The sequence below is a fragment of the Enterobacter ludwigii genome (genome assembly GCF_001750725.1).
Classification (GTDB): Bacteria; Pseudomonadota; Gammaproteobacteria; order Enterobacterales; family Enterobacteriaceae; genus Enterobacter; species Enterobacter ludwigii.
The window spans coordinates 978,195-1,003,268 of sequence record NZ_CP017279.1 but is presented as its reverse complement, the minus strand read 5'-3'; the positions used below and the strand labels follow the sequence as shown (position 1 = coordinate 1,003,268).

Sequence of the window (25,074 nt, the reverse complement as noted above, 5' to 3'; positions counted from 1 at the left end):
CCCACAACAACATAATCAGCGTTAAACTATTCATACCATTCATATAGGGAGAAAAGATGATGCGCGTACTGGTTGTTGAGGATAACGCATTGCTACGCCATCACCTGAAGGTTCAGCTTCAGGAGATGGGACATCAGGTGGACGATGCCGAAGATGCAAAAGAAGCCGATTATTATCTCAATGAGCACCTGCCGGACATCGCCATCGTCGATCTCGGATTGCCTGATGAAGACGGTTTGTCGTTGATTCGTCGCTGGCGCAGCCATGATGTCTCCCTTCCGGTTCTGGTATTGACCGCACGTGAAGGCTGGCAGGACAAGGTTGAAGTGCTCAGCGCGGGCGCCGATGATTACGTCACCAAGCCGTTTCACATCGAAGAAGTGGCGGCACGCATGCAGGCACTGCTGCGCCGCAACAGCGGCCTGGCCTCCCAGGTGATTTCGATTCCCCCTTTCCAGGTTGATCTCTCCCGTCGTGAATTCTCGATTAATAATGAAGTCATTAAGCTGACCGCGTTTGAATACACCATCATGGAAACGTTAATCCGCAACAGCGGTAAAGTGGTGAGCAAAGACTCCTTAATGCTTCAGCTTTATCCGGATGCCGAGCTGCGTGAGAGCCACACGATTGATGTGTTGATGGGACGTCTGCGCAAGAAAATTCAGGCGGAGTACCCGCAGGACGTGATCACGACCGTCCGTGGTCAGGGTTATCTGTTCGAAATACGCTAAATGAAAGGGATCTTGCGTCATATTCTGCCCCTCTCGCTGCGGGTTCGCTTTTTACTGGCAACAGCCGCCGTCGTGCTGGTGTTATCCCTCTCCTACGGCATGGTGGCTCTGGTGGGCTACAGCGTCAGTTTTGATAAAACAACTTTTCGACTGTTGCGTGGTGAAAGTAACCTGTTTTATACCCTGGCGAAATGGGAAAACAACACGATCACCGTCGAAATGCCGGAAAACCTTAACCAGCAAAGCCCGACGCTGGCCCTGATTTATAACGAAAAGGGAAAACTACTTTGGGCACAACGCGATATCCCATGGCTGGTTAAAAGTATTCGTCCGGAATGGCTTAAGACCAATGGTTTCCACGAACTTGAAGCCGATCTGAACACCACCAGCTCGCTGCTGCGCGAGGACCGCTCCCTGCAGCAAAAGCTGAATGAGATCCGCGCAGACGATGCCGAAACAGAAATGACGCACTCCGTGGCGATTAACCTCTACCCGGCCACGATGAACATGCCGCAGTTAACCATCGTGGTGGTCGATACCATCCCGGTCGAGCTTAAACGTTCTTATATGGTATGGAACTGGTTCGTCTATGTTCTGGCCGCGAATCTGCTGCTGGTAATCCCGCTGCTGTGGCTCGCCGCGTGGTGGAGTTTACGCCCCATCGAATCGCTGGCGAGAGAGGTGCGCGAGCTGGAAGAACATCATCGTGAGAAGCTCAACCCGGAGACTACCCGCGAGCTGACAAGCCTGGTGCGTAACCTCAACCGTCTGCTGAAAAGCGAACGTGAGCGCTATGATAAATACCGCACCACCCTCACCGACCTCACGCATAGCCTGAAAACGCCGCTGGCGGTGATGCAAAGTACCCTGCGTTCGATGCGCAGCTCAAAGCTGAGCGTTGATGATGCCGAGCCGGTGATGCTGGAACAGATCAGCCGTATTTCTCAGCAAATTGGTTACTATCTGCACCGTGCCAGCATGCGTTCCGGCAGCGCGTTATTGAGTCGCGAACTGCATCCTGTGGCACCGCTTCTGGATAACCTCACCTCCGCGCTCAACAAGGTTTACCAGCGCAAAGGGGTCAATATCAGCCTCGATATCTCTCCCGAAATCAGCTTTGTTGGTGAAAAAAATGATTTCATGGAAGTGATGGGCAATCTGCTGGATAACGCCTGTAAATATTGCCTGGAATTCGTAGAAGTTTCCGCGCGTCAGACGGATAACGAATTGCATATTATCGTTGAGGATGATGGTCCGGGGATCCCGCGCAATAAACGTGATGTGGTATTCGACCGCGGTCAGCGTGCGGATACGTTGCGCCCCGGCCAGGGGGTTGGGTTAGCGGTGGCACGCGAAATCGTCGACCAGTACGACGGAAAAATTGAAACCGAAGACAGTTTACTCGGAGGCGCCAGAATGGAGGTCATTTTCGGTCGCCAGCAGCCCACATCGAACGATAGTTAACCCGTTATGTGAAAAATGCGAGGATCTCGCACCCAGGCTCCTGTGCTTCCGTTATAATCCGAGTCAGTAAGAGCCTGCGGAATAAAAAAATATGGATTATCACTTAACACTTAACTGGCCCGAATTTATTGAACGTTACTGGCAGAAACGCCCGGTCGTTCTTAAACGCGGGTTCAGCAATTTTGTCGATCCCCTCTCCCCTGACGAACTGGCCGGTCTGGCCATGGAGAGCGAAGTCGACAGCCGCCTGGTAAGCCACCAGGACGGGAAATGGCAGGTCAGCCACGGTCCTTTCGAAAGCTACGATCACCTCGGTGAAAACAACTGGTCATTACTGGTTCAGGCGGTTAACCACTGGCATGAACCGACTGCGGCGTTAATGCGTCCCTTCCGCGCCCTGCCCGACTGGCGAATGGACGATCTGATGATCTCCTTCTCCGTGCCAGGAGGGGGCGTTGGGCCGCATCTGGACCAGTACGACGTGTTTATCATTCAGGGTACAGGCCGCCGGCGCTGGCGCGTGGGCGACAAAGTGCCGATGAAACAGCACTGCCCGCATCCGGACCTGCTTCAGGTCGATCCGTTTGAAGGGATTATCGATGAAGAGCTGGAGCCGGGTGATATTCTCTATATCCCACCAGGGTTCCCGCACGAAGGGTATTCGCTGGAAAACTCGCTGAACTACTCCGTCGGATTCCGCGCACCAAGCGGTCGCGAAATGATCAGCGGCTTTGCTGACTACGTGCTGCAACGTGAACTGGGCAGCCATCGTTACAGCGATCCGGATGTGCCTGCACGCGAGCACCCGGCCGATATTGTGCCAGCCGAACTGGACAAGCTTCGCGGTATGATGCTGGATTTGATCAATGAACCGGCGCATTTCAGCCAGTGGTTTGGTGAGTTTATCAGCCAGTCACGCCATGAGCTGGATGTGGCACCGCCAGAGCCGCCATACCAGGCCGACGAGATTTATGACGCATTGCAGCAGGGCGACAAACTGGTTCGTCTGGGCGGGTTGCGCGTACTGCGCATCGGTGAAGATGTTTTCGTTAACGGCGAGAAGCTGGACTCCCCTCACCGTCCGGCGCTGGAGGCTATTGCCAGCCACTTGACCTTAACGGCCAATACCTTTGGCGATGCGCTGGAAGATCCCTCTTTCCTCGCGATGCTCGCCGCGCTGGTGAACAGCGGGTACTGGTTCTTTGAGGACTAAACCGTAAAGTAAAGCGTGCCGGGTGGCGGCTTCGCCTGACCCGGCCTTTTTTTGTCATTACCGCGCCGCGGTCAGCTCCGCAATTCGCACAATCACCTTCACCGCTTTTTCCATTCCTTCCAGCGTCACGAACTCGTGCTTGCCGTGATAGTTGTAGCCACCGGTAAACAGATTCGGGCAAGGCAGCCCCATGAACGACAGCTGCGAACCGTCTGTGCCGCCACGAATCGGTTTTAACAGCGGTTCAATATCACAGTCACGCATTGCCTGCTGCGCGATATCAAGGATATGCGGATGCGCCATCACTTTCTCGCGCATATTGTAGTAGCTGTCTTCAATAATAAGCTCGATATAGCAATCCGGATGCAGGCCCTTACCGACCTTTTTGGCTATCTCCATCATCTTACGTTTACGCGCTTCAAATGCTTTACGGTCAAAGTCGCGAATGATGTAGTGCATCTGCGCACTGTCTACGGTGCCCTTAATGCTGGTCAGGTGATAAAAACCTTCATAACCGTCGGTCTGTTCCGGGCTCTCTTCTGGCGGAACTTCCGCATGAATACGCGCCGCAAGCGACAACGCATTCACCATGACCCCTTTGGCGGAGCCAGGATGAACGTTGTTTCCGACGATTTTGATTGTCACGGACGCGGCGTTGAAATTCTCGAACTCCAGTTCCCCTACGCCGCCACCGTCGACGGTATAGGCCCACTTCGCGTTAAAGGCATCTACGTCGAAGTGTTTTGCCCCCTTGCCGACCTCTTCATCCGGCGTAAAGGCGACACGGATATCCCCGTGCGGGATATTTTTCTCTTTCAGCACCGCCAGCGCCGTCATGATCTCGGCAATCCCCGCTTTGTCATCGGCACCCAGCAGCGTTTTGCCGTCGGTGGTGATGAGCGTCTGACCAAGCAGCTGGTGCAGCACCGGGAACATCACCGGCGACAGTACTTCGTCACCAATCCCCAGCGCAATGTCGCCGCCGCGGTAGTTTTCAACAATCTGCGGGTTCACATGTTTACCGCTAAAATCCGGAGAGGTGTCGACATGGGAGATAAAGCCAATCGCCGGGATATCACCGGAGACATTCGCAGGCAGCGTTCCCATCACAGTGCCTTTCTCGCTTAACGTGACGTTAACCAGCCCCATGGCGTCGAGCTGCTCTTTGAGCAGGTTTAATAACTTCCACTGGCCTTCGGTGCTTGGCACCTGGCGGACACCCGGTTTAGATTGGGTATCCAGCGAAACGTACTGTAAAAAACGCTCAAGTAATTTATCCATGCAGTCACCCTCACTTTTTGTGACAACATTATCAATAAGCATCAAAAGGCAAATATTGCGTCAGGTCACTTTTATCCCGCAAACGAGAATATTTTCCGTTTATATCGTATCCGTTAGTAAATGTAGCTTATGAATCAGTGACAAGGATTGGCGATTACAGTGGTTTGCCGTAGAATGTCCGCCCTCATTACGAGTCACCAAGGTGGTTACACACAAACCCCGCTTCGGTCTGCATCCCGGAGCGTCTATATGGGACAGCGCAAAAATTGAATACACAATCCCGTTCACGTTCACCGCTGGTGCAACTGGAACGAATTCGTAAAAGTTTTGATGGTAAAGATGTTATTTCCGGGCTCAACCTGACCATCAATGACGGTGAGTTCCTCACGCTGCTTGGCCCCTCTGGCTGCGGCAAGACAACCGTACTGCGCCTTATCGCCGGACTGGAAAACGTCGATAGCGGTCACATCCACCTTGAAAACCAGGATATCACCCAGGTCCCCGCCGAAGAGCGGCACGTGAATACCGTCTTTCAGAGCTATGCCCTGTTTCCGCACATGACCGTGTTCGAGAACGTCGCATTTGGCCTGCGGATGCAAAAAACCCCGGCCAGCGAGATCCCTGCTCGCGTTACCGACGCGCTGCGCATGGTGCAACTGGAAGAATTTGCCCAGCGTAAGCCACACCAGCTTTCCGGCGGCCAGCAGCAGCGCGTTGCTATCGCCCGCGCTGTGGTCAATAAACCGCGTCTGCTCCTGCTGGATGAGTCACTTTCCGCGCTGGACTATAAACTGCGCAAGCAGATGCAGAACGAGCTTAAAGCCCTGCAGCGCAAGCTCGGCATTACCTTTGTCTTCGTTACCCACGATCAGGAAGAGGCACTCACCATGTCGGACCGTATCGTGGTGATGCGTGACGGCAAAATCGAGCAGGACGGCACGCCACGTGAAATCTATGAAGAGCCGAAAAACCTGTTCGTGGCCAGCTTCATTGGGGAGATCAACATTTTCAACGCCACGGTGATTGAACGCCTGGACGAACAGCGCGTGCGGGCCAACGTAGAAGGCCGCGAGTGCAATATCACCGTGAATTTTGCCGTCGAAAAAGGGCAAAAGCTCAACGTCCTGCTGCGCCCGGAGGATCTGCGCGTTGAAGAGATCCACGGCAATACTGATGCCGAGGGCCTGATTGGCTATATCCGGGAGCGCAACTATAAAGGGATGACGCTGGAGTCTGTCGTCGAACTGGAAAACGGTAAGATGGTGATGGTCAGTGAGTTCTTTAATGAGGACGACCCTGATTTCGACCACTCCCTCGACCAGAAAATGGTTATCAACTGGGTAGAAAGCTGGGAGGTTGTACTGGCTGATGAAGAACACAAGTAAATTCCAGAATGTGGTGATTGCTACTATCGTCGGTTGGCTTGTGTTGTTTGTCTTCTTACCCAACCTGATGATCATCGCCACCAGCTTCCTGACCCGCGACGATACTGACTTCGTAAAGCTGGTCTTTACGCTGGACAACTACTCGCGTCTACTCGATCCGCTCTATTTTGACGTGCTGTTGCACTCGCTTAATATGGCGCTGATCGCCACCGTTGCCTGCCTGGTGCTGGGTTATCCCTTTGCATGGTTTCTGGCACGTCTGCCGCAAAAAGTGCGTCCACTGCTGCTCTTTTTGCTGATCGTGCCTTTCTGGACCAACTCCCTGATCCGCATCTACGGGCTGAAAATTTTCCTCAGCACCAAAGGCTATCTGAACGAGTTCCTGTTGTGGCTGGGCGTGATTGATACGCCAGTGCGCATCATGTTTACGCCGGGTGCGGTCATTGTGGGTCTGGTCTATATCCTGCTGCCCTTTATGGTGATGCCGCTCTATTCCAGCATTGAGAAGCTGGATAAACCGCTGCTGGAAGCTGCGAGAGACCTGGGCGCCAGCAAACTGCAGACCTTTATCCGGATTATCATTCCGTTGACCATGCCTGGCATCATTGCAGGTTGTCTGCTGGTAATGCTGCCGGCAATGGGCTTGTTCTACGTGTCCGACCTGATGGGCGGCGCGAAAAACCTGCTTATCGGCAACGTGATTAAGAGTCAGTTCCTGAACATTCGCGACTGGCCGTTCGGTTCCGCTACCAGCATTACGCTCACGGTGGTGATGGGCCTGATGCTGTTGATCTACTGGCGTGCTTCACGATTACTGAATAAAAAGGTGGAACTCGAATGATCGGTCGACTGCTTCGCGGCGGTTTTATGACCGCCATCTATGCCTATCTTTATATTCCGATCATTATTTTGATCGTGAACTCGTTTAACAGCTCGCGTTTCGGCATCAACTGGCAAGGTTTCACTACCAACTGGTACAGCCTGCTGATGAACAACGACAGCCTGCTGCAGGCTGCTCAGCACTCCCTGACGATGGCGATTTTCTCCGCCACCTTCGCCACGCTGATTGGTTCGCTTACCGCCGTGGCGCTCTATCGCTATCGCTTCCGGGGTAAACCGTTCGTCAGCGGGATGCTGTTTGTGGTGATGATGTCGCCGGATATCGTCATGGCGATTTCGCTGCTGGTGCTGTTTATGCTGCTGGGCGTCCAGTTGGGCTTCTGGTCACTGCTGTTCTCCCACATCACTTTCTGCCTGCCGTTTGTGGTGGTCACCGTCTTCGCACGCCTGAAAGGGTTTGACGTACGCATGCTGGAAGCCGCAAAAGATCTGGGTGCCAGTGAGATGACGATCCTGCGCAAAATCATCCTGCCGCTGGCGATGCCCGCCGTTGCTGCCGGATGGCTGCTGAGTTTTACCCTGTCGATGGACGATGTGGTGGTCTCCTCCTTCGTCACCGGCCCGAGTTATGAAATTCTGCCATTGAAGATCTATTCAATGGTGAAAGTCGGCGTCTCGCCCGAGGTGAACGCGCTGGCGACCATACTGTTAGTGTTCTCGCTGGTGCTGGTGATTGCCAGCCAGGTTATTGCTCGTGATAAAACAAAATCTCAGGGGACAATGAAATGAAAAAAATGCTTGCCGCTGCGGCACTGGTGCTCGGAATGGGTGCCGCGCACGCTGATGACAGCAAAACGCTCTATTTCTATAACTGGACCGAGTATGTGCCACCTGGCCTGCTCGAGCAGTTCACGAAAGAGACGGGCATCAAGGTTATCTATTCTACCTATGAGTCGAATGAAACCATGTACGCCAAGCTCAAAACTTACAAAGAAGGCGCGTACGATCTGGTCGTCCCGTCGACCTATTTCGTCGATAAAATGCGCAAAGAGGGCATGATTCAGAAGATCGATAAAACGAAGCTCACTCACTTCAACAATCTCGATCCGGAGATGCTCAATAAGCCGTTTGACCCGAATAATGACTACTCCATTCCTTACATCTGGGGCGCAACCGCCATTGGGGTCAACAGCGAGGCTATCGATCCGAAAACCGTTACAAGCTGGGCCGATCTGTGGAAACCGGAATACAAAGGCAGCCTGCTGTTAACCGACGACGCGCGCGAAGTGTTCCAGGTAGCGCTGCGTAAGCTCGGCTACTCAGGCAATACGACGGACCCGAAAGAGATTGAAGCGGCCTATAACGAGCTGAAAAAGCTGATGCCTAACGTGGCGGCATTTAACTCTGATAACCCGGCAAACCCGTATATGGAAGGCGAAGTGAATCTGGGTATGGTGTGGAACGGCTCCGCGTATGTTGCCCGTCAGGCCGGTACGCCGCTGGAGGTAGTGTGGCCGAAAGAAGGCGGGATCTTCTGGATGGATAGCCTCTCTATTCCTGCAAACGCGAAGAACGTTGACGGTGCCCTGAAGCTGATTAACTTCCTGCTGCGCCCGGACGTCGCGAAACAGGTTGCGGAGACCATTGGTTATCCCACCCCGAACCTCGCCGCGCGCAAGCTGCTCAGCCCGGCCGTCGCGAACGACAAATCGCTCTATCCGGATGCGCAAACCATCAGTAAAGGCGAGTGGCAAAACGATGTCGGTGACGCAAGCCGCATCTACGAAGAGTATTACCAGAAATTAAAAGCGGGCCGGTAAGCGGCCAGGCTTTCTTCCTCACTCCGTCTTAGCGGAGTGAGGAACGATTAACTGACGGCGTTCTCCCCGGCCCAGATCGTGGCCTTCCTCATCGCCTCTACGATCTCTTCCTCTGCCAGCCCCAGCGCGTGACTTATTCTGCTTGCCTCATCCCACTGCTGTTGCTCGTAAAAATGGCAGAGGCGAACCATGTCTGCTAACTGTCCTTCCTGATGGCACAACGCATTACTCACGCTCTGCGGGACAGCAATTTGCGTCATCAGCTCTGCCATCGGCAGCTCAAGCAGGGTATCAAGCAGTGAGAACAGACCGCACATGAACGCATTCTCAGCCAGCATCGGCTCGTTCAATTTTTCGGCAATCAGTTCACAGAATTTCCCGCGCATCATACTCATCGGGTAAAGCTCGGTGACGGTGTCGTTGGCTGCACTTGCCAGCACTACAACGGCTACAAACCTTCTGAGCTGATTTTCTCCAAGATACCTCAGCACTTCACTCAGGGTTAACTTGCTGAAATTACAGGCCCCCATGTGTTTAAAAGCGGTGTGCTTCATATAGCGCATGATTTTATAGGACAGCGTGAGGTCGCTTTTGATTAACGCCTCGATGATTCGAAAGTCAGGTTTATTGCGCCCTACTTCCATTTGCAGACGGAAAATTGCAAGCTGATTTTGCGATAGCCGTTTATATTTAATCACCTCCGGACGACAGAAAAAATATCCCTGAAAAAGAGAAAATCCGGCATCGCTGTATTGTTTGAATTCCTCTTTAGTCTCAATTTTTTCAGCCAGATATTTAATATGCCCGGTCAGGCTTTTACGCTCACTCAGGTAATTTTTAATTTGCGCTAAGGTGTAATTCTGGACATCGAATTTGATGATGGAAATAAAGGGCAAGAAAACATCCCATTCCGGTGCGAGAGTGAAATCATCGAGCGCAAAGCAGTACCCGTGCTCATACATTTCTCTCACGGCCTGCAAAAGCGCCTCACCCGGGTCAGCATCTTCCAGGATCTCAATGACCACGTTGTTTTTGTCCAGCGCCTCAGCGCTGCGGTCGATGATCATCCGGGAAGGAAAATTGATAAACGACGTATGTTCCCCGGCGATGCGCTGGGACGGCACGGATAAGAACTGGTCTGATATCATTCTGGACGTGGCATATTCCGCCGACACATCGGGGAAACGGTTGGTCATTCCGTCTCTGAAAAGCAGCTCATAGGCCACGGTATTCATATCGAGGTTAAAAATGGGTTGTCTCGCGATAAATCCATACATATCCCATCCTCCTGAACGTCTTTATATTTATTAGCATCCCCTATCTGCACAACGATAACGAGCATTATCGAACACTAATTTGATTGAATGCACAAAATAAAAGCATCCACACTAATTAACGGGAATTAGCGATCAAAAATTTAAATTAAATATACCCGGTGCTCTACAGAAACATGGCGAAATATCCGATAAGTGATCTGTGCCTGCCCGACATGCACGTCATTACGGGAGTTGAGAATGAAAGACGCCATGGTCCGAAAACAAAAAATAAGAGTCAAGACGTTGATGCTATTGTCCATTTTCCTCACCGTGACGGTGGGCTTTACGGCAACGATCGGTTTTATGATGTGGCAGTGGATGGATCAGCAAGAAGTGCTGGCTAAAAAACACATCCGTCAGATTGCTGAAGTGCAGTCTTTGCAGGTCAGTAAACAGATGGATTCCGCCCTGGCGGCCGCGCGTGACATGGGAAATAGCGCTCAGGCACTGCGCGACGCGGGCATCGCTGATCGACAGGGACTCAACCAGCTGCTAATCCATTATCTCTCAGCGCACCCTCAGTTTCTTTCAATGTCGATGGCCTTTGAACCTGATGCTTTCGATGGCAATGATGCCACCTTTGCCGGTCAGAGCGGTGAAGATCCCGCCGGACGTTACGCCCGCTACGTTGACCGCGACGCCACAGGCAAACCGGCATTACATCTGCTGACGGACATCGAAACGCCCGGCAGCGGCGATTATTATCTGCTGCCGAAGCAACGGCAAAAAGATGTCATCATCGAACCCTATATTTATCCCTACAATGGGGTGGACGTAATGCTCACCTCGATTGCCGCCCCCATCATGCGTGAGGGTCAGTTCCTGGGGTCCGTCACGTCGGATTTCTCACTCGCCACCCTGCAATCGATGATCGGGGCGATTAAACCGTGGAACGGTACAGGCTACGCCCTGCTTCTGTCGGCGGGCAACAGCGTGGTTTCCAGCCCGGATAAACGTGCCGCAGGCAAGCCTTACACCGGAACTGTCACAGGGGATGAGGTGATACGTACAAACGATTCTCAACTGAAGGAAGAGGCGTTTATCACCTGGCAGGCGATTACCATCGGCAACAGTCAGACGCCCTGGAAGCTGGCTATTGTCACCCCGGTCAGCGAAGTGATGGCCGAGGCAAGACAATTTTTACTGAAAGCCATCCTCCTGATGGTGTTAAGCATTGTGGTTGTCAGCCTGGTCATGGCGCAAATCTTTACCCGTAAAGTGGACCGCCCGGTGGGGGGCGAACCGTCAGATGCCGCCGGGATCGCGCTGGCCGTGGCCGGAGGCGACCTGAACAACGCTATCCCGGTGCGTCCCGGGGATACCAGCAGTATTTTTTACGCCCTGCACACCATGCAGATGCAGCTCAAGCGCATCGTGGGTAACATCAGCGAAGCCAGCCACTCCGTTCACGGTGGCACCAGTGAAATTTCGGCAGGCAATCTCGATCTGGCCTCACGCACCGAAGAACAGGCAGCGGCGATTGTCGAAACCGCAGCCAGCATGGAAGAGATTTCGGTCACGGTGAAAAATAACGCCGACAATGCGCACAAAGCTACCACCCTTACCGATCGCGCCGCGACCCTTGCCGGACATGGCGAGACGCTGGTCAACGATGTCGTGGTGGTGATCGGGGAAATTGACGAAAGCGCCCGTAAGATTGGAGAGATCAACAGCATTGTGGACGGTATCGCCTTCCAGACCAATATTCTGGCGCTGAATGCCGCCGTAGAAGCGGCGCGCGCGGGCGAACAGGGGCGCGGTTTTGCAGTGGTGGCGGGTGAAGTGCGCAACCTTGCCCAGCGAAGCGCCAACGCGGCAAAAGAGATCTCCCAGCTGATAGCCGAGTCTTCAGGCCGTGTCAGCAAAGGCGTTGAGCTGGTTAATGAAACCGGCGTCATGATGAAGCAGGTCATTGAGGCCGTGTCACATGTGCATCTGGTGATTAACGATATTGTTCAGGCTCTGGATGAGCAGAATCGGGGAATTAGCCAGGTCAGCATTGCCGTCAATCAGATGGACAGCACGACCCAGCAAAACGCGTCCCTGGTACAACAGATCTCGGCAGCGGCCCTGTCACTGGACGAACAGGCAAAATCGCTGGAGAAAACGCTGGCGTACTTTACGCCATAAACAAAAAAGGCACCCGCAGGACGGGTGCCTTTTCAGGCTATCGCGATTACAGCCCTTTCAGGAGCTTATCGACAAACTCCGGTACGACGGTACTGGCCAGGCCATAGTGCTTCTCTTCGAACTCGCTGCCCACCTGGCTCGGCTCAAGATTCAGCTCAACCGTATGCGCGCCGTGCAGCCGCGCTTCGTGAACAAACCCGGCCGCCGGATAGACATGGCCAGACGTGCCAATGGCGATAAAGACATCCGCCATGGCCAGCGCGCTGTAGATGTCATCCATACCAAGCGGCATTTCACCAAACCAGACCACATGCGGACGCAGGCGCGACGGAAACTGGCAGCAGTGGCACTTATCTTCAGGCAGCACGTCCTCTTTCCAGTCCAGCACCTGACCGCTCCAGGCGCAGCGAACTTTCAGCAGTTCACCGTGCATATGGATGATGTTTTTGTTACCGGCCCGTTCATGCAGATTGTCGATATTCTGCGTAACCAACAAAAAACGATCGCCAAGTGCCTCTTCCAGCTTCGCCAGCGCCAGGTGCGCCGGGTTAGGCACAACCTCTGGCTGCTGCAGTTGACGACGGCGGGCGTTATAAAACGCCTGCACAAGATCCGGATCGCGAGCAAAGCCTTCCGGCGTCGCCACATCCTCAACACGGTGCTCTTCCCATAACCCGTCCGCAGCGCGGAAAGTGCGAATACCTGACTCTGCGGAGATCCCCGCCCCGGTCAGCACCACCACTCTGGGTTTATCCATCGCTTCTGGCATCATTCTGTCTCTGAAAAAGATCCGCTGGCGCAAGCGCTCACGTAAGCGGCGTTTATTTTTGCGAAAACGGCTGAGTCGACCTAAGCGACGCGACAGCATAAAAACCTCGTAAACTAATCGGTGAGATGAAGGAATGCGGCTCCGCGCATTCCTCCTGCGTCCCCGTGTCGCGCACGTTCAATACGCGGCACGCGGGCAACCGGCAATAAATGTCGGGGCAAACGCCCGGACAGCTGTTCCGTTAACGCGCTAAAGTTTGAAAGCCCTCCACCAATCACCAGCAGATCCGGGTCGACGATGGTGAGAATATTTCCCAGACACACCGCCAGCAGATCCAGATAGCGCTCAACGTGCTCTCGCGCCTGCGCATCCCCCTGCTCCCACAAGGTAATGATTTGAGGGGCTTCAAGTTTCTGATGATAGAAGTGTTCGTAAAGCCATGCAAACCCACGTCCGGAGAGGTAGTTCTCAATACAGCCATGCTGACCGCAACCGCAGCGGGTCAGCGGGAAGTCGCGCCCGACGACCGCCAGGGCATCAACCGGCAGGCGGATATGGCCGAACTCTCCCGTAATGTAACTGCGCCCGGTAATCGGCTTACCGTTGATGACGATCCCTCCCCCTACGCCCGTGCCGAGGATCAGCCCCATCACCAGCGGATAGCGCTGAAACTCAGCGTCCCAGGCTTCGGAGAGTGCAAAACAGTTGGCATCATTATCTAAACGCACGTCGCGTTCAAGCAGAGCGGAGAGATCGGCGCGCAGCGGTTTACCGCTGGCAGCAGGAACGTTGGCCGCATACAGCGTACCATCGTCAGTTTCGGGCATCCCCGGAATACCAATGCCGACGCTGCCTTTCACGCCAAAACGTGAATCAGCTTGCGCCACCAGCGCGGCAATGGCAGTTAAAAATTCATCATAGCTTTCGCGTGGTGTGGGAACGCGGGTTTCCCACTGCAGTTTGAGGTTTTTATCAAACACGCCCAGCGCAATTTTGGTGCCGCCAATATCAAATCCATAATACATCACGCATTCCTCTTTTTGATTTGGCGGCCTGACGACCGCTAAATCATGACGTAATTACTGGCCACTTAATACCCTCGCCGGATCAATTCGGCTTGCGCGACGCGCCGGATACCAGCTTGCCAGCAGACTCAGTAAAAGTGCCGTTACCAGCACATAAAAAACGTCCAGCCAGTGCAATTCAGACGGCAGGAAGTCAATAAAATAGATATCACCTGACAGGAACTGGTGGCCAATAAGCGCCTCGATGCCATTGATAATTGGCGTCAGCTGCAGAGAAACCACCACGCCAATCACCACGCCGCAGAGGCTCCCGAACAGCCCAGCCAGCAGACCGTACCAGACAAAGATGGCGCGAATAAGACCGTCTTTTGCCCCCAGGGTACGCAGGACGGCGATGTCGCCGCTCTTGTCTTTGACCGCCATCACCAGCGTCGAAACGATATTAAAGCACGCGACCCCAATCACCAGCACCATCGCCAGATACATAATGGCGCGGATCATCTGGATATCACGGTACATATAACCGTAAGTGCCAATCCAGCTTTTGATGTAGACATAGTTATTGGTCACGCTGCCGGCATCACGCACCAGCTTATTGGCGTTGAAGACGTCGTTGACCTTAATGGCAATACCCGTCACGCTGTCGGCCATGTCGAGATACTGGCGCGCGTCTTCCATCGGCACCATCGCAAAGCTGTGATCGAGCTGGCCGCTTAACTGAAGAATACCGGTGACGTGCAGACGTACGCGTTTAGGCTGCTGCAGCTTGTGGTCGGCACTGGCGTTCGGGATCATGATAGAGACCCAGTCGCCCTGCTTAACCTTCAGGGCCTCGGCAACGCCTTTGCCCATAATAATTTGCTGTTCACCGGCCTTAAAGTTTGCCCACGCGCCGTTTTGCACATATTTCGGCAACGCGCTGAGGCGCTCTTCCTGCACCGGGTTCACCCCTTTGACCTGAATGGCGCGCAGGTTAACGCCGCTCTCGACCAGCCCGGTAAAGTTAATGTAAGGTGCGGCCGCCACGATGCCTGGCACTTTTTCGATTTTGCTCAGGGCATCGCTCCAGTGCGTCCACGGCTGATTCACCGGTTCGATTTCACCGTGCGGGACCACCGCCAGGATGCGGTTATTCAGTTCACGCTCAAAGCCGTTCATGGCGCTAAGGCCCACGATCAGCACCGCCACTCCCAGCGCAATACCGATGGTGGAGATCACCGAGATCAGTGACACCATGCCGCCGCGACGACGTCCGCGGCTAAAACGCAACCCTATGAGTAACGATAACGGTGAAGCCATTACTCCGCCCCCATCAGGGTCAGTTCTGGGTTCAGATGACCGTCGCGCATCTCAAGCTGACGTCCCATCCGTTTTGCCAGCTGGAGATCGTGGGTTACCACCAGAAACGCGGTTCCCTGCGAGGCATTCAACTCACCCAGCAGCTGGAAAATACTGTCCGCGTTGCGGGCGTCCAGGTTACCCGTTGGCTCATCCGCCAGTACCAGGCGCGGATTGTTGACCAGCGCACGCGCAATGGCCACACGCTGGCGTTCACCGCCGGAAAGTTCAGAAGGACGATGGTTACCGCGATGCCCAAGCCCAACCGCTTTCAGCATATCGCTGGCGCGGGTAGTAATTTCTGCGGGTTTCTTTTTACCAATCAGCAGCGGCATCGCCACGTTTTCCAGCGCCGTGAAATCCGGCAGCAGGTGGTGAAACTGGTAGATAAAGCCCAGCTCGCGGTTACGCAGCTCCGCTTTTGCCGCAGATGACATTTTGCTCATCGGCTGGCCGGAGAAAATCACGTCACCGCTGGTGGGTGTATCCAGCCCACCGAGCAGGTGTAATAACGTACTTTTCCCGGAGCCGGAACTGCCCACAATCGCCATCATCTCACCTTCGCCCACGCTGAAGCTCACATTGTGCAACACGTCAGTCTGCACAGTGCCTTCCTGATAGCGTTTGGACAGGTTGTCGCATTGCAACAGGATCTTATTCATAACGTAAAGCCTCAGCGGGTTGAGTGGCGGCAGCGCGCCAGGAAGGATAAAGCGTAGAAAGCAGCGCAATGGCCATCGCAGCCAGCGCAATTCCAATCACCTGTAACGGTTCGATAGCCACGGGCAGCGCCGCACCATCAAGCAGAGCGCCGATGATCGGCATTAAATTGTTAAGCTGGCTGGCGAGCAGCGCCCCCAGCGCCGCACCGAGTAGCGCACCGATAATCCCGGCACTGGCACCCTGCACCATAAATACCGCCATGATCTGGCGCGGCGTTAGCCCCTGAGTCTGCAGAATGGCGACCTCACCCTGCTTTTCCATCACCATCAACCCCAGTGAGGTGATGATGTTGAAGGCCGCGACCGCCACGATCAGGCTCAGCAGCAGCCCCATCATATTTTTTTCCATCCGCACGGCCTGGAACAGCTCGCCCTTGCGTTCACGCCAGTCCTGCCATTTGGTCCCTTCCGGCAACGTTTGCTGGCTGAGGGTATCCACTTTTAGCGGGGCGTCGAGCCACAGGCGCCAGCCGGTGATATTCCCCGCCGGATAGCGCATCAGACGTGACGCGTCCTGAATATTCACCAGCATCTGATAACCATCGACTTCGCTGTTGGCGGCAAACGTGCCAACCACCGTGAACAAGCGCTGGCTTGGCAAACGTCCCATCGGCGTAAACTGACTGGCCGACGGTACCATTACGCGCAGCTGGTCGCCACGGTTGACGCCAAGCTGCCCGGCCAGTTGCTCGCCGAGGATCACGTTATATTTGCCGGCTTCCAGGTCGGTCTGCTTCACGTTCACGAGGAACGGCGTCAGCGGGTCGTTTTGCGCCGGGTCAATGCCCAGCATCACGCCGACCGCCACGCTACGGGCGCTTTGCAGCACCACATCGCCCGTGGTTAACGGCGCAACGCGCGTGACACCCTGTAACTTCGCCGCGCTTTCCGGGAGCTGTTGTGGGTTAACGGAACCGTTGGTTGAGGAGAGGATAGCCTGCGGCATCAGCCCCAGGATGTTGTTTTGCAGCTCGCGCTCAAAGCCGTTCATGACGGAGAGAACCGTCACCAGAGCCATTACGCCAAGCGTAATGCCAATAGTCGAAAGCCAGGAGACAAAACGACCGAAGCGGTCCGCGGCGCGCCCACGCATGTAACGTAAGCCTATGAAGAGTGCGACAGGTTGGTACATGAAATCCGTCTGTTTGCTGATAGCAGACCCACGAGTATATAAGCGAATCCCTTAAGCGTAAATGACTGAAACCGTAAGCTTTGGTAATCATTTTTCTGAAAAATTCAGATAAATCAGGGTACTACTCTCTGAAACCTCCCTGTACGACCTCCACCTTTTCCGAAAAACCTCCTGATACAGACTGTTACCCATTACATCACGGTTTTGTTTAACAACAATTGTTCGTTCGTTTATGGCAAAAAGGTAGTCGCGAACAATGAAGCAAAAAGCATTATGGATTAACCAGATAAAAGGGCTGTGTATCTGCCTGGTGGTTATCTACCATTCAGTCATCACCTTTTATCCCCATCTCAATGGGTTACAACATCCGTTATCCGGTCTTCTCGCCAAATGTTGGGTCTATTTTAATCTCTATCTTGCTCCCTTCCGCATGCCGGTGTTTTTCTTCATTTCCGGCTATCTGATTCGACGTTACATCGATGAGGTGGACTGGCGTACCAGTCTCGATAAACGGATCTGGAGCATTGTCTGGGTGCTGGCGCTGTGGGGCGTTCTGCAATGGCAGGCGCTGAGCCACCTCAACGCCTGGCTTGCTCCCGAGCGTGAACTGGCCACTTCCTCCAATGCGGCCTATGCCGATTCCCTTTCCGGGTTTGTGAAGGGAATGCTCACCGCCAGCACCAGTCTCTGGTATCTGTATGCCCTGGTGGTCTATTTCACGCTGTGTAAACTGCTGAGCCGCTGGAAGCTGCCGGTACTGGGGCTGCTGGCACTGGCGAGCGTCGCGATAAACTTCCTGCCGCTGCCGTGGTGGGGAATGAACAGCGTGGTGCGCAACATGATCTACTACAGCCTCGGCGCGTGGTATGGCGCTGAGCTGATGGCGTGGATGAAAGGGTTCAATCTTCGTCGCGCCTGGCTGGCGTTAGGCGCCTTCGCTGCCGTCTCTGTGGTGCTGTGGTTTGCTAACGTCCCGCTGCTGCTCTCCCTGCTGTCGATTGTGTTGATCATGAAGCTTTTCTACAGCATTGAGCAACGTTATGCCGTCCATCCTAATAATCTGCTTAACGTGATCGGTTCTAATACCATCGCGATTTATACCACCCATCGCATCCTGATTGAGGCCTTTAGCCTGTTCCTGATTGGTGAGATGAATGCCGCATACTGGCCGGTCTGGGCGGAGCTGACGTTGATTCTGGTCTACCCGTTTGCCAGCCTGTTGCTCTGCACCGTTGCCGGGCTTGGGGTGCGAAAGGTCTCCACCGCACTGTTTGGTGATGTGTTCTTCTCCCCGCCTTCCACGCTTTCTCCGTCATCGGCCAGCCGCTGATGCGCTTTTCGCCCCCTTTTGGGGGCGAATTTCCTCCCTGTGCGGTTCCGGTTTGATTATGTAAAACGATCGAGGATAATAAAGACATTGCGTATCAGTGATATGCCCCAATACTGTTGGTATATCCCCAAGAGACTCTGACATAGCCATGCCTGAACACTATCGATATTCCTTGCCTGTCAAAGCGGGCGATCAGCGCCAGCTGGGCGAACTTACTGGCGCGGCGTGCGCCACGCTGGTGGCAGAAATCGCTGAGCGACACCCGGGTCCGGTGGTACTGGTTGCCCCGGATATGCAAAATGCCCTGCGCCTGCATGATGAAATCCGCCAGTTCACTGACAATCTGGTGTTCAGTCTGGCCGACTGGGAAACGCTGCCATATGACAGTTTCTCGCCGCACCAGGAGATCATCTCCTCTCGTCTGTCGACCCTGTATCAGTTACCGACGATGCAGCGCGGCGTGCTGATCGTCCCCGTAAACACCCTTATGCAGCGCGTCTGTCCGCACAGCTATCTTCATGGCCATGCGCTGGTGATGAAAAAAGGCCAGCGCCTGTCCCGGGACGCCCTGCGCGCGCAGCTCGACAGCGCCGGTTATCGCCATGTCGATCAGGTGATGGAGCACGGGGAATATGCCACGCGTGGTGCACTGCTCGATCTTTACCCGATGGGCAGCGACCAGCCGTATCGTCTGGATTTCTTCGATGATGAAATCGACAGCCTGCGCGTATTCGACGCCGACACGCAGCGCACGCTGGAAGAAGTGGACTCCATCAATTTACTACCCGCACATGAGTTCCCGACAGACAAAACCGCAATCGAGCTGTTCCGCAGCCAGTGGCGCGACAGATTCGACGTCAAACGCGATGCCGAACATATCTATCAGCAGGTCAGCAAAGGGACGCTGCCGGCGGGTATTGAATACTGGCAGCCGCTGTTCTTTAACGAGCCTCTGCCCGCGCTGTTCAGCTATTTCCCGGCCAATACGCTGATTGTTAACACCGGTGATATCGACGCCAGCGCCAGCCGTTTTGAGAGCGAAACCCGCGCCCGCTTTGAAAACCGGGGCGTGGACCCGATGCGTCCGCTGTTGCCACCGGAGGTGCTGTGGCTGCGCACTGATGAGCTGAACGCCGAGCTGAAACGCTGGCCGCGTATGCAGCTCAAAACCGATTCGCTCGCCGACAAGGCCGCCAATACCAACCTCGCCTTCCGCACGCTACCGGATTTATCCGTTCAGGCGCAGCAGAAGTCGCCGCTGGATAATCTGCGCAAGTTCCTCGAATCCTTTACCGGGCCGGTCGTGTTCTCCGTTGAAAGCGAAGGCCGCCGGGAAGCGCTGGGTGAACTGCTGGGGCGGATCAAAATTGCCCCGAAACGTATTTTGCGCCTGAGTGAAGCCACCGGTAATGGCCGTTATCTGATGATTGGCTCCGCCGAGCACGGGTTTGTGGATACCCTCAACAATCTGGCGCTGATTTGCGAAAGCGACCTGCTGGGGGAACGCGTGGCGCGCCGCCGTCAGGACAGCCGTCGCACCATTAATCCGGACACGTTGATCCGTAACCTCGCCGAACTGCACCCCGGCCAGCCGATTGTTCACCTCGAGCACGGGGTTGGCCGTTATCAGGGCATGACGACGCTGGAAGCCGGTGGCATCAAGGGCGAATACCTGATGCTGACCTACGCCAATGACGCCAAACTCTATGTGCCGGTCTCCTCACTGCATCTCATCAGCCGCTATGCTGGCGGTGCAGAAGATCATGCGCCATTACATAAACTGGGCGGCGACGCCTGGGCGCGCGCGCGGCAGAAAGCCGCGGAAAAAGTGCGTGATGTGGCGGCAGAACTGCTGGATATCTACGCCCAACGCGCGGCCAAAGAAGGCTTTGCCTTCAGGCATGATAAACAACAGTACCAGATGTTCTGCGATAGCTTCCCGTTTGAAACCACGCCGGATCAGGCCCAGGCCATTAATGCTGTGCTGAGCGACATGTGCCAGCCGCTGGCGATGGACAGGCTGGTTTGCGGCGATGTCGGCTTCGGCAAAACCGAAGTGGCGATGCGCGCCGCCTTCCTCGCGGTAGAAAACAACAAACAGGTCGCGGTGCTGGTGCCTACCACCCTGCTCGCCCAGCAGCATTTTGACAACTTCCGTGACCGTTTCGCCAACTGGCCGGTTCGTATTGAGATGCTGTCACGTTTTCGCAGTACCAAAGAGCAGTCGCAGATTCTGGAACAGGCCAGCGAGGGTAAGATCGATATTCTGATCGGCACCCACAAGCTGCTGCAGAGTGATGTGAAGTGGAAAGATCTGGGGCTGTTGATCGTCGATGAAGAACACCGCTTCGGGGTCCGTCATAAAGAGCGTATTAAAGCGATGCGTGCCGACGTCGATATCCTCACCCTGACCGCCACACCGATTCCGCGAACGCTGAATATGGCGATGAGCGGCATGCGCGACCTGTCGATTATCGCCACGCCGCCGGCACGTCGTCTGGCGGTAAAAACCTTTGTTCGTGAGTACGACAACCTGGTCGTCCGCGAGGCTATTCTGCGTGAAGTACTGCGCGGGGGACAGGTCTATTATCTCTATAACGACGTGGAGAATATCCAGAAAGCGGCGGACAGGCTGGCAGAACTGGTGCCGGAAGCGCGCATCGCTATCGGTCACGGTCAAATGCGCGAGCGCGAGCTGGAGCGGGTGATGAACGATTTCCACCACCAGCGCTTTAACGTCCTGGTGTGTACCACCATCATTGAGACCGGGATCGATATTCCAACGGCCAATACCATCATTATTGAGCGCGCGGATCACTTTGGACTGGCGCAGCTTCACCAGCTGCGTGGCCGCGTTGGCCGCTCGCACCATCAGGCCTACGCCTGGCTGCTGACCCCGCATCCGAAAGCGATGACCACCGATGCGCAAAAACGTCTGGAGGCTATCGCATCGCTGGAAGATCTGGGCGCGGGCTTCGCGCTGGCGACACACGACCTTGAGATCCGCGGTGCAGGTGAACTTCTGGGCGAAGACCAGAGCGGCTCGATGGAAACCATCGGCTTCTCGCTCTATATGGAGCTGCTGGAAAATGCGGTCGATGCCCTGAAGGCCGGACGTGAGCCATCGCTGGAAGATCTGACCAGCCAGCAGACTGAGGTGGAACTGCGCATGCCTTCCCTGCTACCGGATGATTTTATTCCGGATGTGAACACGCGTCTGTCGTTCTACAAACGTATCGCCAGTGCGAAAAATGAGAACGAACTGGATGAAATTAAGGTAGAGCTGATCGATCGCTTTGGCCTGTTGCCGGATGCCGCGAGAAACCTGCTGGATATTGCGAGGCTGCGCCAGCAGGCACAGAAGCTGGGCATTCGTAAGCTCGAAGGCAATGAAAAAGGTGGCGTGATTGAATTTGCCGAGAAGAATCACGTTAATCCGATGTGGCTAATCGGTCTGCTCCAGAAACAGCCGCAGCATTTCCGTCTGGATGGTCCAACGCGTCTGAAATTTACGCAGGAGCTGACGGATCGTAAAAACCGGATGGAGTGGGTTCGTCACTTTATGCGTCAGCTGGAAGAGAACGCTGTCGCATAATTCCCCTTCCCCCCGTTGGCGCAATGCTTACGGGGGGACAATTTACAAACTCTTTGCACTTCACCTGGATTTCCCGACATACCCATTCGCCATAATTATCGTTAACGCCTTATAAAACAATAACCTTATTATTTATATGGATTATGGTGATGATGACCTCTTCGCGTTTTACCCGCTGGATAACCGTGTTTGCGCTGGCAGCAACGGTCGCTGTTGCGCTTCCTGCACGCGCAAATACCTGGCCACTTCCCCCTGCTGGCAGCAAGGTCGTGGGCGAAAACCGTTTTCATGTGGTTGAAAATAATGGGGGATCGCTCGAAGCGATTGCCAAAAAATATAACGTAGGCTTTCTGGCTCTGCTGCAGGCTAACCCTGGCGTCGACCCCTATGTGCCACGCGCTGGCAGCGTCCTGACCATCCCGTTGCAGACCCTTCTCCCGGATGTCGCGCGCGAAGGGATCGTGATAAACCTTGCCGAGCTGCGTCTTTACTATTACCCACCGGGTAAAAATGAAGTCACCGTTTATCCAATCGGTATTGGCCAGCTGGGCGGCGACACGCTGACCCCAACAATGGTCACCACCGTATCGGATAAACGTGCCAACCCAACCTGGACGCCAACGGCTAATATTCGTGCTCGCTATAAAGCACAGGGGATTGATTTGCCGGCTGTGGTGCCAGCGGGTCCGGAGAATCCGATGGGTCACCACGCGATCCGTCTTGCGGCCTATGGTGGCGTTTACCTTCTGCATGGAACAAATGCGGATTTCGGTATCGGGATGCGCGTCAGTTCCGGCTGTATTCGTCTGCGCGATGATGATATCAAGACGCTCTATAGCGTGATCACCCCTGGTACCCGAGTGAATATTATTAATACGCCCATTAAGGTTTCTGAGGAGCCGGGTGGCGTAAGACTGGTTGAAATTCACCAGCCGTTATCGAAAAACATTGGCGACGATCCGCAGACACTGCCAATTAATCTGAATGCCGCGATGGTGAGCTTTAAAACGAATGTCCGCACGGATGGCATCGTGATGGAGCGTGCGATGGAGGCGCGTTCCGGGATGCCCACCGATGTCACCCGGCATCAGGATGTCACCCAGCAGTCGATGTGATCCCCAATAAAAAAAGCCCTGCTGAGCAGGGCTTTTTTACAGTGGCATCGCAGTGGCATAAATGAGGGTTTAGCCAGGCTTATTTGTAGATAACAGCGGTGCCGTGCAGGGTGTTAGGACCGGTCACTGAGGTGATGCGGAAAGATTTTGCACCCATCTCGTCAGCTTTCTGCGCCAGCTGATCTTCCAGTGAGCCCAGGTTAGTCCCGGCAGAAGCAGAGATAGTCCCGACTTTATGCTGGTCAGCAGGGGTTGATTGCACTTCAACAGCAGCGAAGCTTGCGAAAGAAAGTGAACTCAGAACAGCAGCAGCGATGAGGGTTTTTACGTTTTTCATGATTTTTACCTTTGGGCAGATGATTTGGAGGTCGTTAGCTATTTAGTTAACGATCGATAGGTAAATCATAAATGTGATCCAGCTCACGCGTCAACATCTTTTTATAACGAACATTAATTAAATTTTAAATTCGTTATTTTTCATACCCATATGATTAATTTATTTTTCTCTCATCAGTGCTGGTGGTCATCCGCGATTATTTTTATAATGATTATTCAACAAACCAACAGAGGACCAACGGCAAATGACAACCGACGTGACGAGTTGCACGAAGAAAAGCCGTGGCCGACCAAAAGTGTTCGACAGGGATGCTGCGCTTGATAAGGCCATGACTCTCTTCTGGCAACATGGGTATGAAGCGACCTCGCTTTCCGATCTGGTGGAAGCTACCGGTGCCAAAGCACCCACGCTGTATGCTGAATTCACCAATAAAGAGGGGCTGTTCAGGGCAGTACTGGACAGATACATTTCGCGCTTTGCGGCGAAACACGAAGCCCAGCTGTTTTGTGAAGAGAAAAGCGTCGAACAGGCGCTACGGGACTATTTCACCACCGTCGCGACCTGCTTCACCAGTAAAGATACCCCTGCGGGCTGCTTTATGATTAACACCTCTGCCACCCTTGCGGCCTCCTCAAAAGAGATTGCCAACACGGTGAAATCGCGCCATGCCATGCAGGAAGAGACGCTAAGCGCGTTCCTGTCTCAGCGCCAACAACGAGGTGAAATTCCTGCGCATTGTAATCCACAGATGCTGGCGCAATACCTGAACTGTATTTTGCAGGGTATGTCGATAAGCGCTCGTGAAGGGGCTACGCTGGAAAAACTGCAAACCATTACCGCGACCACGCTGAAACTGTGGCCTGAACTGCTCAAAATCTGACGCAAAAAAAAAGCTCCTCAGCCTGAGCGCTTGAGGAGCTAAGTTCAGAGAACATCTTTTTTACACTTTGTTATTCAGTACCAGCTGACCGTTTCCATCCAGCGGAATTTGAGTGCCCGGGTCTTTATCCATACGGATCTTGCCCTGCTGATCGCCAATTTTGTACGTCACGTCGTAACCCAGCATTTTCTCCGACTTGTCATAGACGGTTTTGCAGCGCTGCTGAGTCGTCGTGTACGTGTCGTTATCCTGCATAGCGCCCTGCACCTGGTTACCGGCATAGCCGCCGCCCAGTGCGCCGACCACGGTCGCCACATCTTTACCACGACCACCACCAAACTGATGGCCAATCACACCACCGGCAACCGCACCCAGTACTGAACCGGCGATACGGTTTTCATCCTGTACCGGACGGCGATGGGTCACGGAGACGTTGCGGCACTCCTGACGAGGCGTTTTCACGGTTTCTTTAATCGGGGTAGCAGACACGACCTGTGCGTATTGTGGGCCGCGATCCAGTACGTTGAGACTGGCAACGGCAGCCACACCTAACGCAGCAGCGACGCCAATCCCTATACCCGCCAACATTGATTTATTCACGGGACTTCCTCCTTTGTTGCTATTGGTAACAATTTTGCAATGCAGGTCGCG

The 25,074-nt window shown here is 54.3% G+C and carries 21 protein-coding genes; 12 read left to right on the top strand and 9 right to left on the bottom strand.

Annotated elements, in window-relative coordinates; genetic code table 11:
• Positions 1-59 precede the first annotated feature (59 nt).
• The 3 genes from phoP (at position 60) to BH714_RS04715 (ending at position 3,408) form a co-directional block, all read left to right on the top strand.
• Positions 60-731: a two-component system response regulator PhoP gene (gene phoP, locus BH714_RS04725; protein ID WP_032670531.1), complete on the top strand. Its 672-nt coding sequence runs from the start codon at positions 60-62 to the stop codon at positions 729-731.
• Positions 732-2,195 (top strand): two-component system sensor histidine kinase PhoQ, encoded by a 1,464-nt coding sequence (gene phoQ, locus BH714_RS04720; protein ID WP_032681238.1) that lies wholly within the window; start codon positions 732-734, stop codon positions 2,193-2,195.
• Between the two features lie 91 nt (positions 2,196-2,286).
• Positions 2,287-3,408, top strand: a complete 1,122-nt coding sequence (locus BH714_RS04715; protein ID WP_040017159.1) for a ribosomal protein uL16 3-hydroxylase — start codon at positions 2,287-2,289, stop codon at positions 3,406-3,408.
• Positions 3,409-3,465: 57 nt separating this feature from the next.
• On the opposite strand, the gene pepT is transcribed toward BH714_RS04715, so the two are convergent.
• A complete protein-coding gene (gene pepT, locus BH714_RS04710; RefSeq protein WP_040017157.1) occupies positions 3,466-4,689 on the bottom strand; it encodes a peptidase T in 1,224 nt (407 codons plus the stop codon).
• A 233-nt stretch (positions 4,690-4,922) separates the two neighbouring features.
• Between pepT and potA the strand changes: the two genes are divergently transcribed.
• From potA to potD, 4 genes are read left to right on the top strand one after another with little or no spacing between them, the layout of a single operon-like run.
• A complete protein-coding gene (gene potA, locus BH714_RS04700) occupies positions 4,923-6,074 on the top strand; it encodes a spermidine/putrescine ABC transporter ATP-binding protein PotA (RefSeq protein ID WP_171032980.1) in 1,152 nt (383 codons plus the stop codon).
• Positions 6,058-6,915 (top strand): spermidine/putrescine ABC transporter permease PotB, encoded by an 858-nt coding sequence (gene potB, locus BH714_RS04695; protein WP_020884651.1) that lies wholly within the window; start codon positions 6,058-6,060, stop codon positions 6,913-6,915. Before potA ends, potB begins: the two co-directional genes overlap by 17 nt.
• Positions 6,912-7,703: a spermidine/putrescine ABC transporter permease PotC gene (gene potC, locus BH714_RS04690; protein WP_014169603.1), complete on the top strand. Its 792-nt coding sequence runs from the start codon at positions 6,912-6,914 to the stop codon at positions 7,701-7,703. The genes potB and potC overlap by 4 nt, the downstream gene beginning before the upstream one ends.
• A complete protein-coding gene (gene potD, locus BH714_RS04685; protein WP_014169602.1) occupies positions 7,700-8,734 on the top strand; it encodes a spermidine/putrescine ABC transporter substrate-binding protein PotD in 1,035 nt (344 codons plus the stop codon). The genes potC and potD overlap by 4 nt, the downstream gene beginning before the upstream one ends.
• A 47-nt stretch (positions 8,735-8,781) precedes the next feature.
• Here the strand turns inward: potD and BH714_RS04680 are convergent, their stop codons facing one another.
• Positions 8,782-10,011, bottom strand: a complete 1,230-nt coding sequence (locus tag BH714_RS04680; protein ID WP_032681240.1) for an EAL and HDOD domain-containing protein — start codon at positions 10,009-10,011, stop codon at positions 8,782-8,784.
• A gap of 237 nt (positions 10,012-10,248) precedes the next feature.
• Here BH714_RS04680 and BH714_RS04675 point away from each other — a divergent pair, with 237 nt between their 5' ends.
• Complete coding sequence (locus tag BH714_RS04675; RefSeq protein ID WP_040017156.1) at positions 10,249-12,180, top strand: methyl-accepting chemotaxis protein; 1,932 nt, start codon at positions 10,249-10,251, stop codon at positions 12,178-12,180.
• 46 nt (positions 12,181-12,226) lie between these two features.
• Here the strand turns inward: BH714_RS04675 and cobB are convergent, their stop codons facing one another.
• Genes cobB through lolC form a run of 5 tightly spaced genes read right to left on the bottom strand, consistent with a single transcriptional unit; the run spans position 12,227 to position 17,166 of the window.
• Positions 12,227-13,048, bottom strand: a complete 822-nt coding sequence (gene cobB / locus BH714_RS04670; protein WP_014169599.1) for a Sir2 family NAD+-dependent deacetylase — start codon at positions 13,046-13,048, stop codon at positions 12,227-12,229.
• A 14-nt stretch (positions 13,049-13,062) separates the two neighbouring features.
• Entirely contained in the window at positions 13,063-13,974 is a 912-nt protein-coding gene (gene nagK, locus BH714_RS04665) for an N-acetylglucosamine kinase (protein ID WP_040017155.1), read from the bottom strand.
• Between the two features lie 54 nt (positions 13,975-14,028).
• Positions 14,029-15,273: a lipoprotein-releasing ABC transporter permease subunit LolE gene (gene lolE, locus BH714_RS04660; protein ID WP_014169597.1), complete on the bottom strand. Its 1,245-nt coding sequence runs from the start codon at positions 15,271-15,273 to the stop codon at positions 14,029-14,031.
• The gene (gene lolD, locus BH714_RS04655; protein ID WP_025204445.1) at positions 15,273-15,974 is read right to left on the bottom strand and encodes a lipoprotein-releasing ABC transporter ATP-binding protein LolD; all 702 of its coding nucleotides are present in this window, start codon (positions 15,972-15,974) and stop codon (positions 15,273-15,275) included. Before lolD ends, lolE begins: the two co-directional genes overlap by 1 nt.
• Complete coding sequence (gene lolC / locus BH714_RS04650) at positions 15,967-17,166, bottom strand: lipoprotein-releasing ABC transporter permease subunit LolC (protein ID WP_032681244.1); 1,200 nt, start codon at positions 17,164-17,166, stop codon at positions 15,967-15,969. The genes lolD and lolC overlap by 8 nt, the downstream gene beginning before the upstream one ends.
• A 256-nt stretch (positions 17,167-17,422) precedes the next feature.
• On the opposite strand from lolC, the gene BH714_RS04645 reads away from it, so the two are divergent.
• The 3 genes from BH714_RS04645 (at position 17,423) to ldtC (ending at position 23,206) form a co-directional block, all read left to right on the top strand.
• Positions 17,423-18,496 carry an acyltransferase family protein gene (locus tag BH714_RS04645; RefSeq protein ID WP_040017154.1) on the top strand — a complete coding sequence of 358 codons (1,074 nt, stop codon included), beginning with the start codon at positions 17,423-17,425 and terminating at the stop codon, positions 18,494-18,496.
• Between the two features lie 148 nt (positions 18,497-18,644).
• Positions 18,645-22,091, top strand: a complete 3,447-nt coding sequence (gene mfd / locus BH714_RS04640; protein WP_020884658.1) for a transcription-repair coupling factor — start codon at positions 18,645-18,647, stop codon at positions 22,089-22,091.
• A 149-nt stretch (positions 22,092-22,240) separates the two neighbouring features.
• Positions 22,241-23,206 carry a L,D-transpeptidase LdtC gene (ldtC, locus tag BH714_RS04635; RefSeq protein WP_040017153.1) on the top strand — a complete coding sequence of 322 codons (966 nt, stop codon included), beginning with the start codon at positions 22,241-22,243 and terminating at the stop codon, positions 23,204-23,206.
• A gap of 79 nt (positions 23,207-23,285) precedes the next feature.
• On the opposite strand, the gene bhsA is transcribed toward ldtC, so the two are convergent.
• Positions 23,286-23,543 carry a multiple stress resistance protein BhsA gene (bhsA, locus tag BH714_RS04630; RefSeq protein WP_013097102.1) on the bottom strand — a complete coding sequence of 86 codons (258 nt, stop codon included), beginning with the start codon at positions 23,541-23,543 and terminating at the stop codon, positions 23,286-23,288.
• A gap of 244 nt (positions 23,544-23,787) precedes the next feature.
• Between bhsA and comR the strand changes: the two genes are divergently transcribed.
• Positions 23,788-24,423, top strand: a complete 636-nt coding sequence (gene comR, locus BH714_RS04625; protein ID WP_040017152.1) for a TetR family copper-responsive transcriptional repressor ComR — start codon at positions 23,788-23,790, stop codon at positions 24,421-24,423.
• A gap of 60 nt (positions 24,424-24,483) precedes the next feature.
• Here the strand turns inward: comR and BH714_RS04620 are convergent, their stop codons facing one another.
• Positions 24,484-25,023, bottom strand: coding sequence for a glycine zipper 2TM domain-containing protein (locus BH714_RS04620; protein WP_008500779.1), 540 nt, complete (start codon positions 25,021-25,023; stop codon positions 24,484-24,486).
• Positions 25,024-25,074 lie beyond the last annotated feature (51 nt).

Excerpts from the sequence above, each read along its gene's own strand:
- phoP (WP_032670531.1), top strand. The coding sequence starts at position 60 with ATGCGCGTACTGGTTGTTGAGGATAACGCATTGCTACGCCATCACCTG.
- lolC (WP_032681244.1), bottom strand. The coding sequence starts at position 17,166 with ATGTACCAACCTGTCGCACTCTTCATAGGCTTACGTTACATGCGTGGG.
- phoQ (WP_032681238.1), top strand. The coding sequence starts at position 732 with ATGAAAGGGATCTTGCGTCATATTCTGCCCCTCTCGCTGCGGGTTCGC.
- cobB (WP_014169599.1), bottom strand. The coding sequence starts at position 13,048 with ATGCTGTCGCGTCGCTTAGGTCGACTCAGCCGTTTTCGCAAAAATAAA.
- BH714_RS04680 (WP_032681240.1), bottom strand. The coding sequence starts at position 10,011 with ATGTATGGATTTATCGCGAGACAACCCATTTTTAACCTCGATATGAAT.
- ldtC (WP_040017153.1), top strand. The coding sequence starts at position 22,241 with ATGATGACCTCTTCGCGTTTTACCCGCTGGATAACCGTGTTTGCGCTG.
- BH714_RS04675 (WP_040017156.1), top strand. The coding sequence starts at position 10,249 with ATGAAAGACGCCATGGTCCGAAAACAAAAAATAAGAGTCAAGACGTTG.
- comR (WP_040017152.1), top strand. The coding sequence starts at position 23,788 with ATGACAACCGACGTGACGAGTTGCACGAAGAAAAGCCGTGGCCGACCA.
- potC (WP_014169603.1), top strand. The coding sequence starts at position 6,912 with ATGATCGGTCGACTGCTTCGCGGCGGTTTTATGACCGCCATCTATGCC.
- BH714_RS04645 (WP_040017154.1), top strand. The coding sequence starts at position 17,423 with ATGAAGCAAAAAGCATTATGGATTAACCAGATAAAAGGGCTGTGTATC.
- potD (WP_014169602.1), top strand. The coding sequence starts at position 7,700 with ATGAAAAAAATGCTTGCCGCTGCGGCACTGGTGCTCGGAATGGGTGCC.
- pepT (WP_040017157.1), bottom strand. The coding sequence starts at position 4,689 with ATGGATAAATTACTTGAGCGTTTTTTACAGTACGTTTCGCTGGATACC.
- bhsA (WP_013097102.1), bottom strand. The coding sequence starts at position 23,543 with ATGAAAAACGTAAAAACCCTCATCGCTGCTGCTGTTCTGAGTTCACTT.
- BH714_RS04715 (WP_040017159.1), top strand. The coding sequence starts at position 2,287 with ATGGATTATCACTTAACACTTAACTGGCCCGAATTTATTGAACGTTAC.
- mfd (WP_020884658.1), top strand. The coding sequence starts at position 18,645 with ATGCCTGAACACTATCGATATTCCTTGCCTGTCAAAGCGGGCGATCAG.
- lolD (WP_025204445.1), bottom strand. The coding sequence starts at position 15,974 with ATGAATAAGATCCTGTTGCAATGCGACAACCTGTCCAAACGCTATCAG.
- potB (WP_020884651.1), top strand. The coding sequence starts at position 6,058 with ATGAAGAACACAAGTAAATTCCAGAATGTGGTGATTGCTACTATCGTC.
- nagK (WP_040017155.1), bottom strand. The coding sequence starts at position 13,974 with ATGTATTATGGATTTGATATTGGCGGCACCAAAATTGCGCTGGGCGTG.
- lolE (WP_014169597.1), bottom strand. The coding sequence starts at position 15,273 with ATGGCTTCACCGTTATCGTTACTCATAGGGTTGCGTTTTAGCCGCGGA.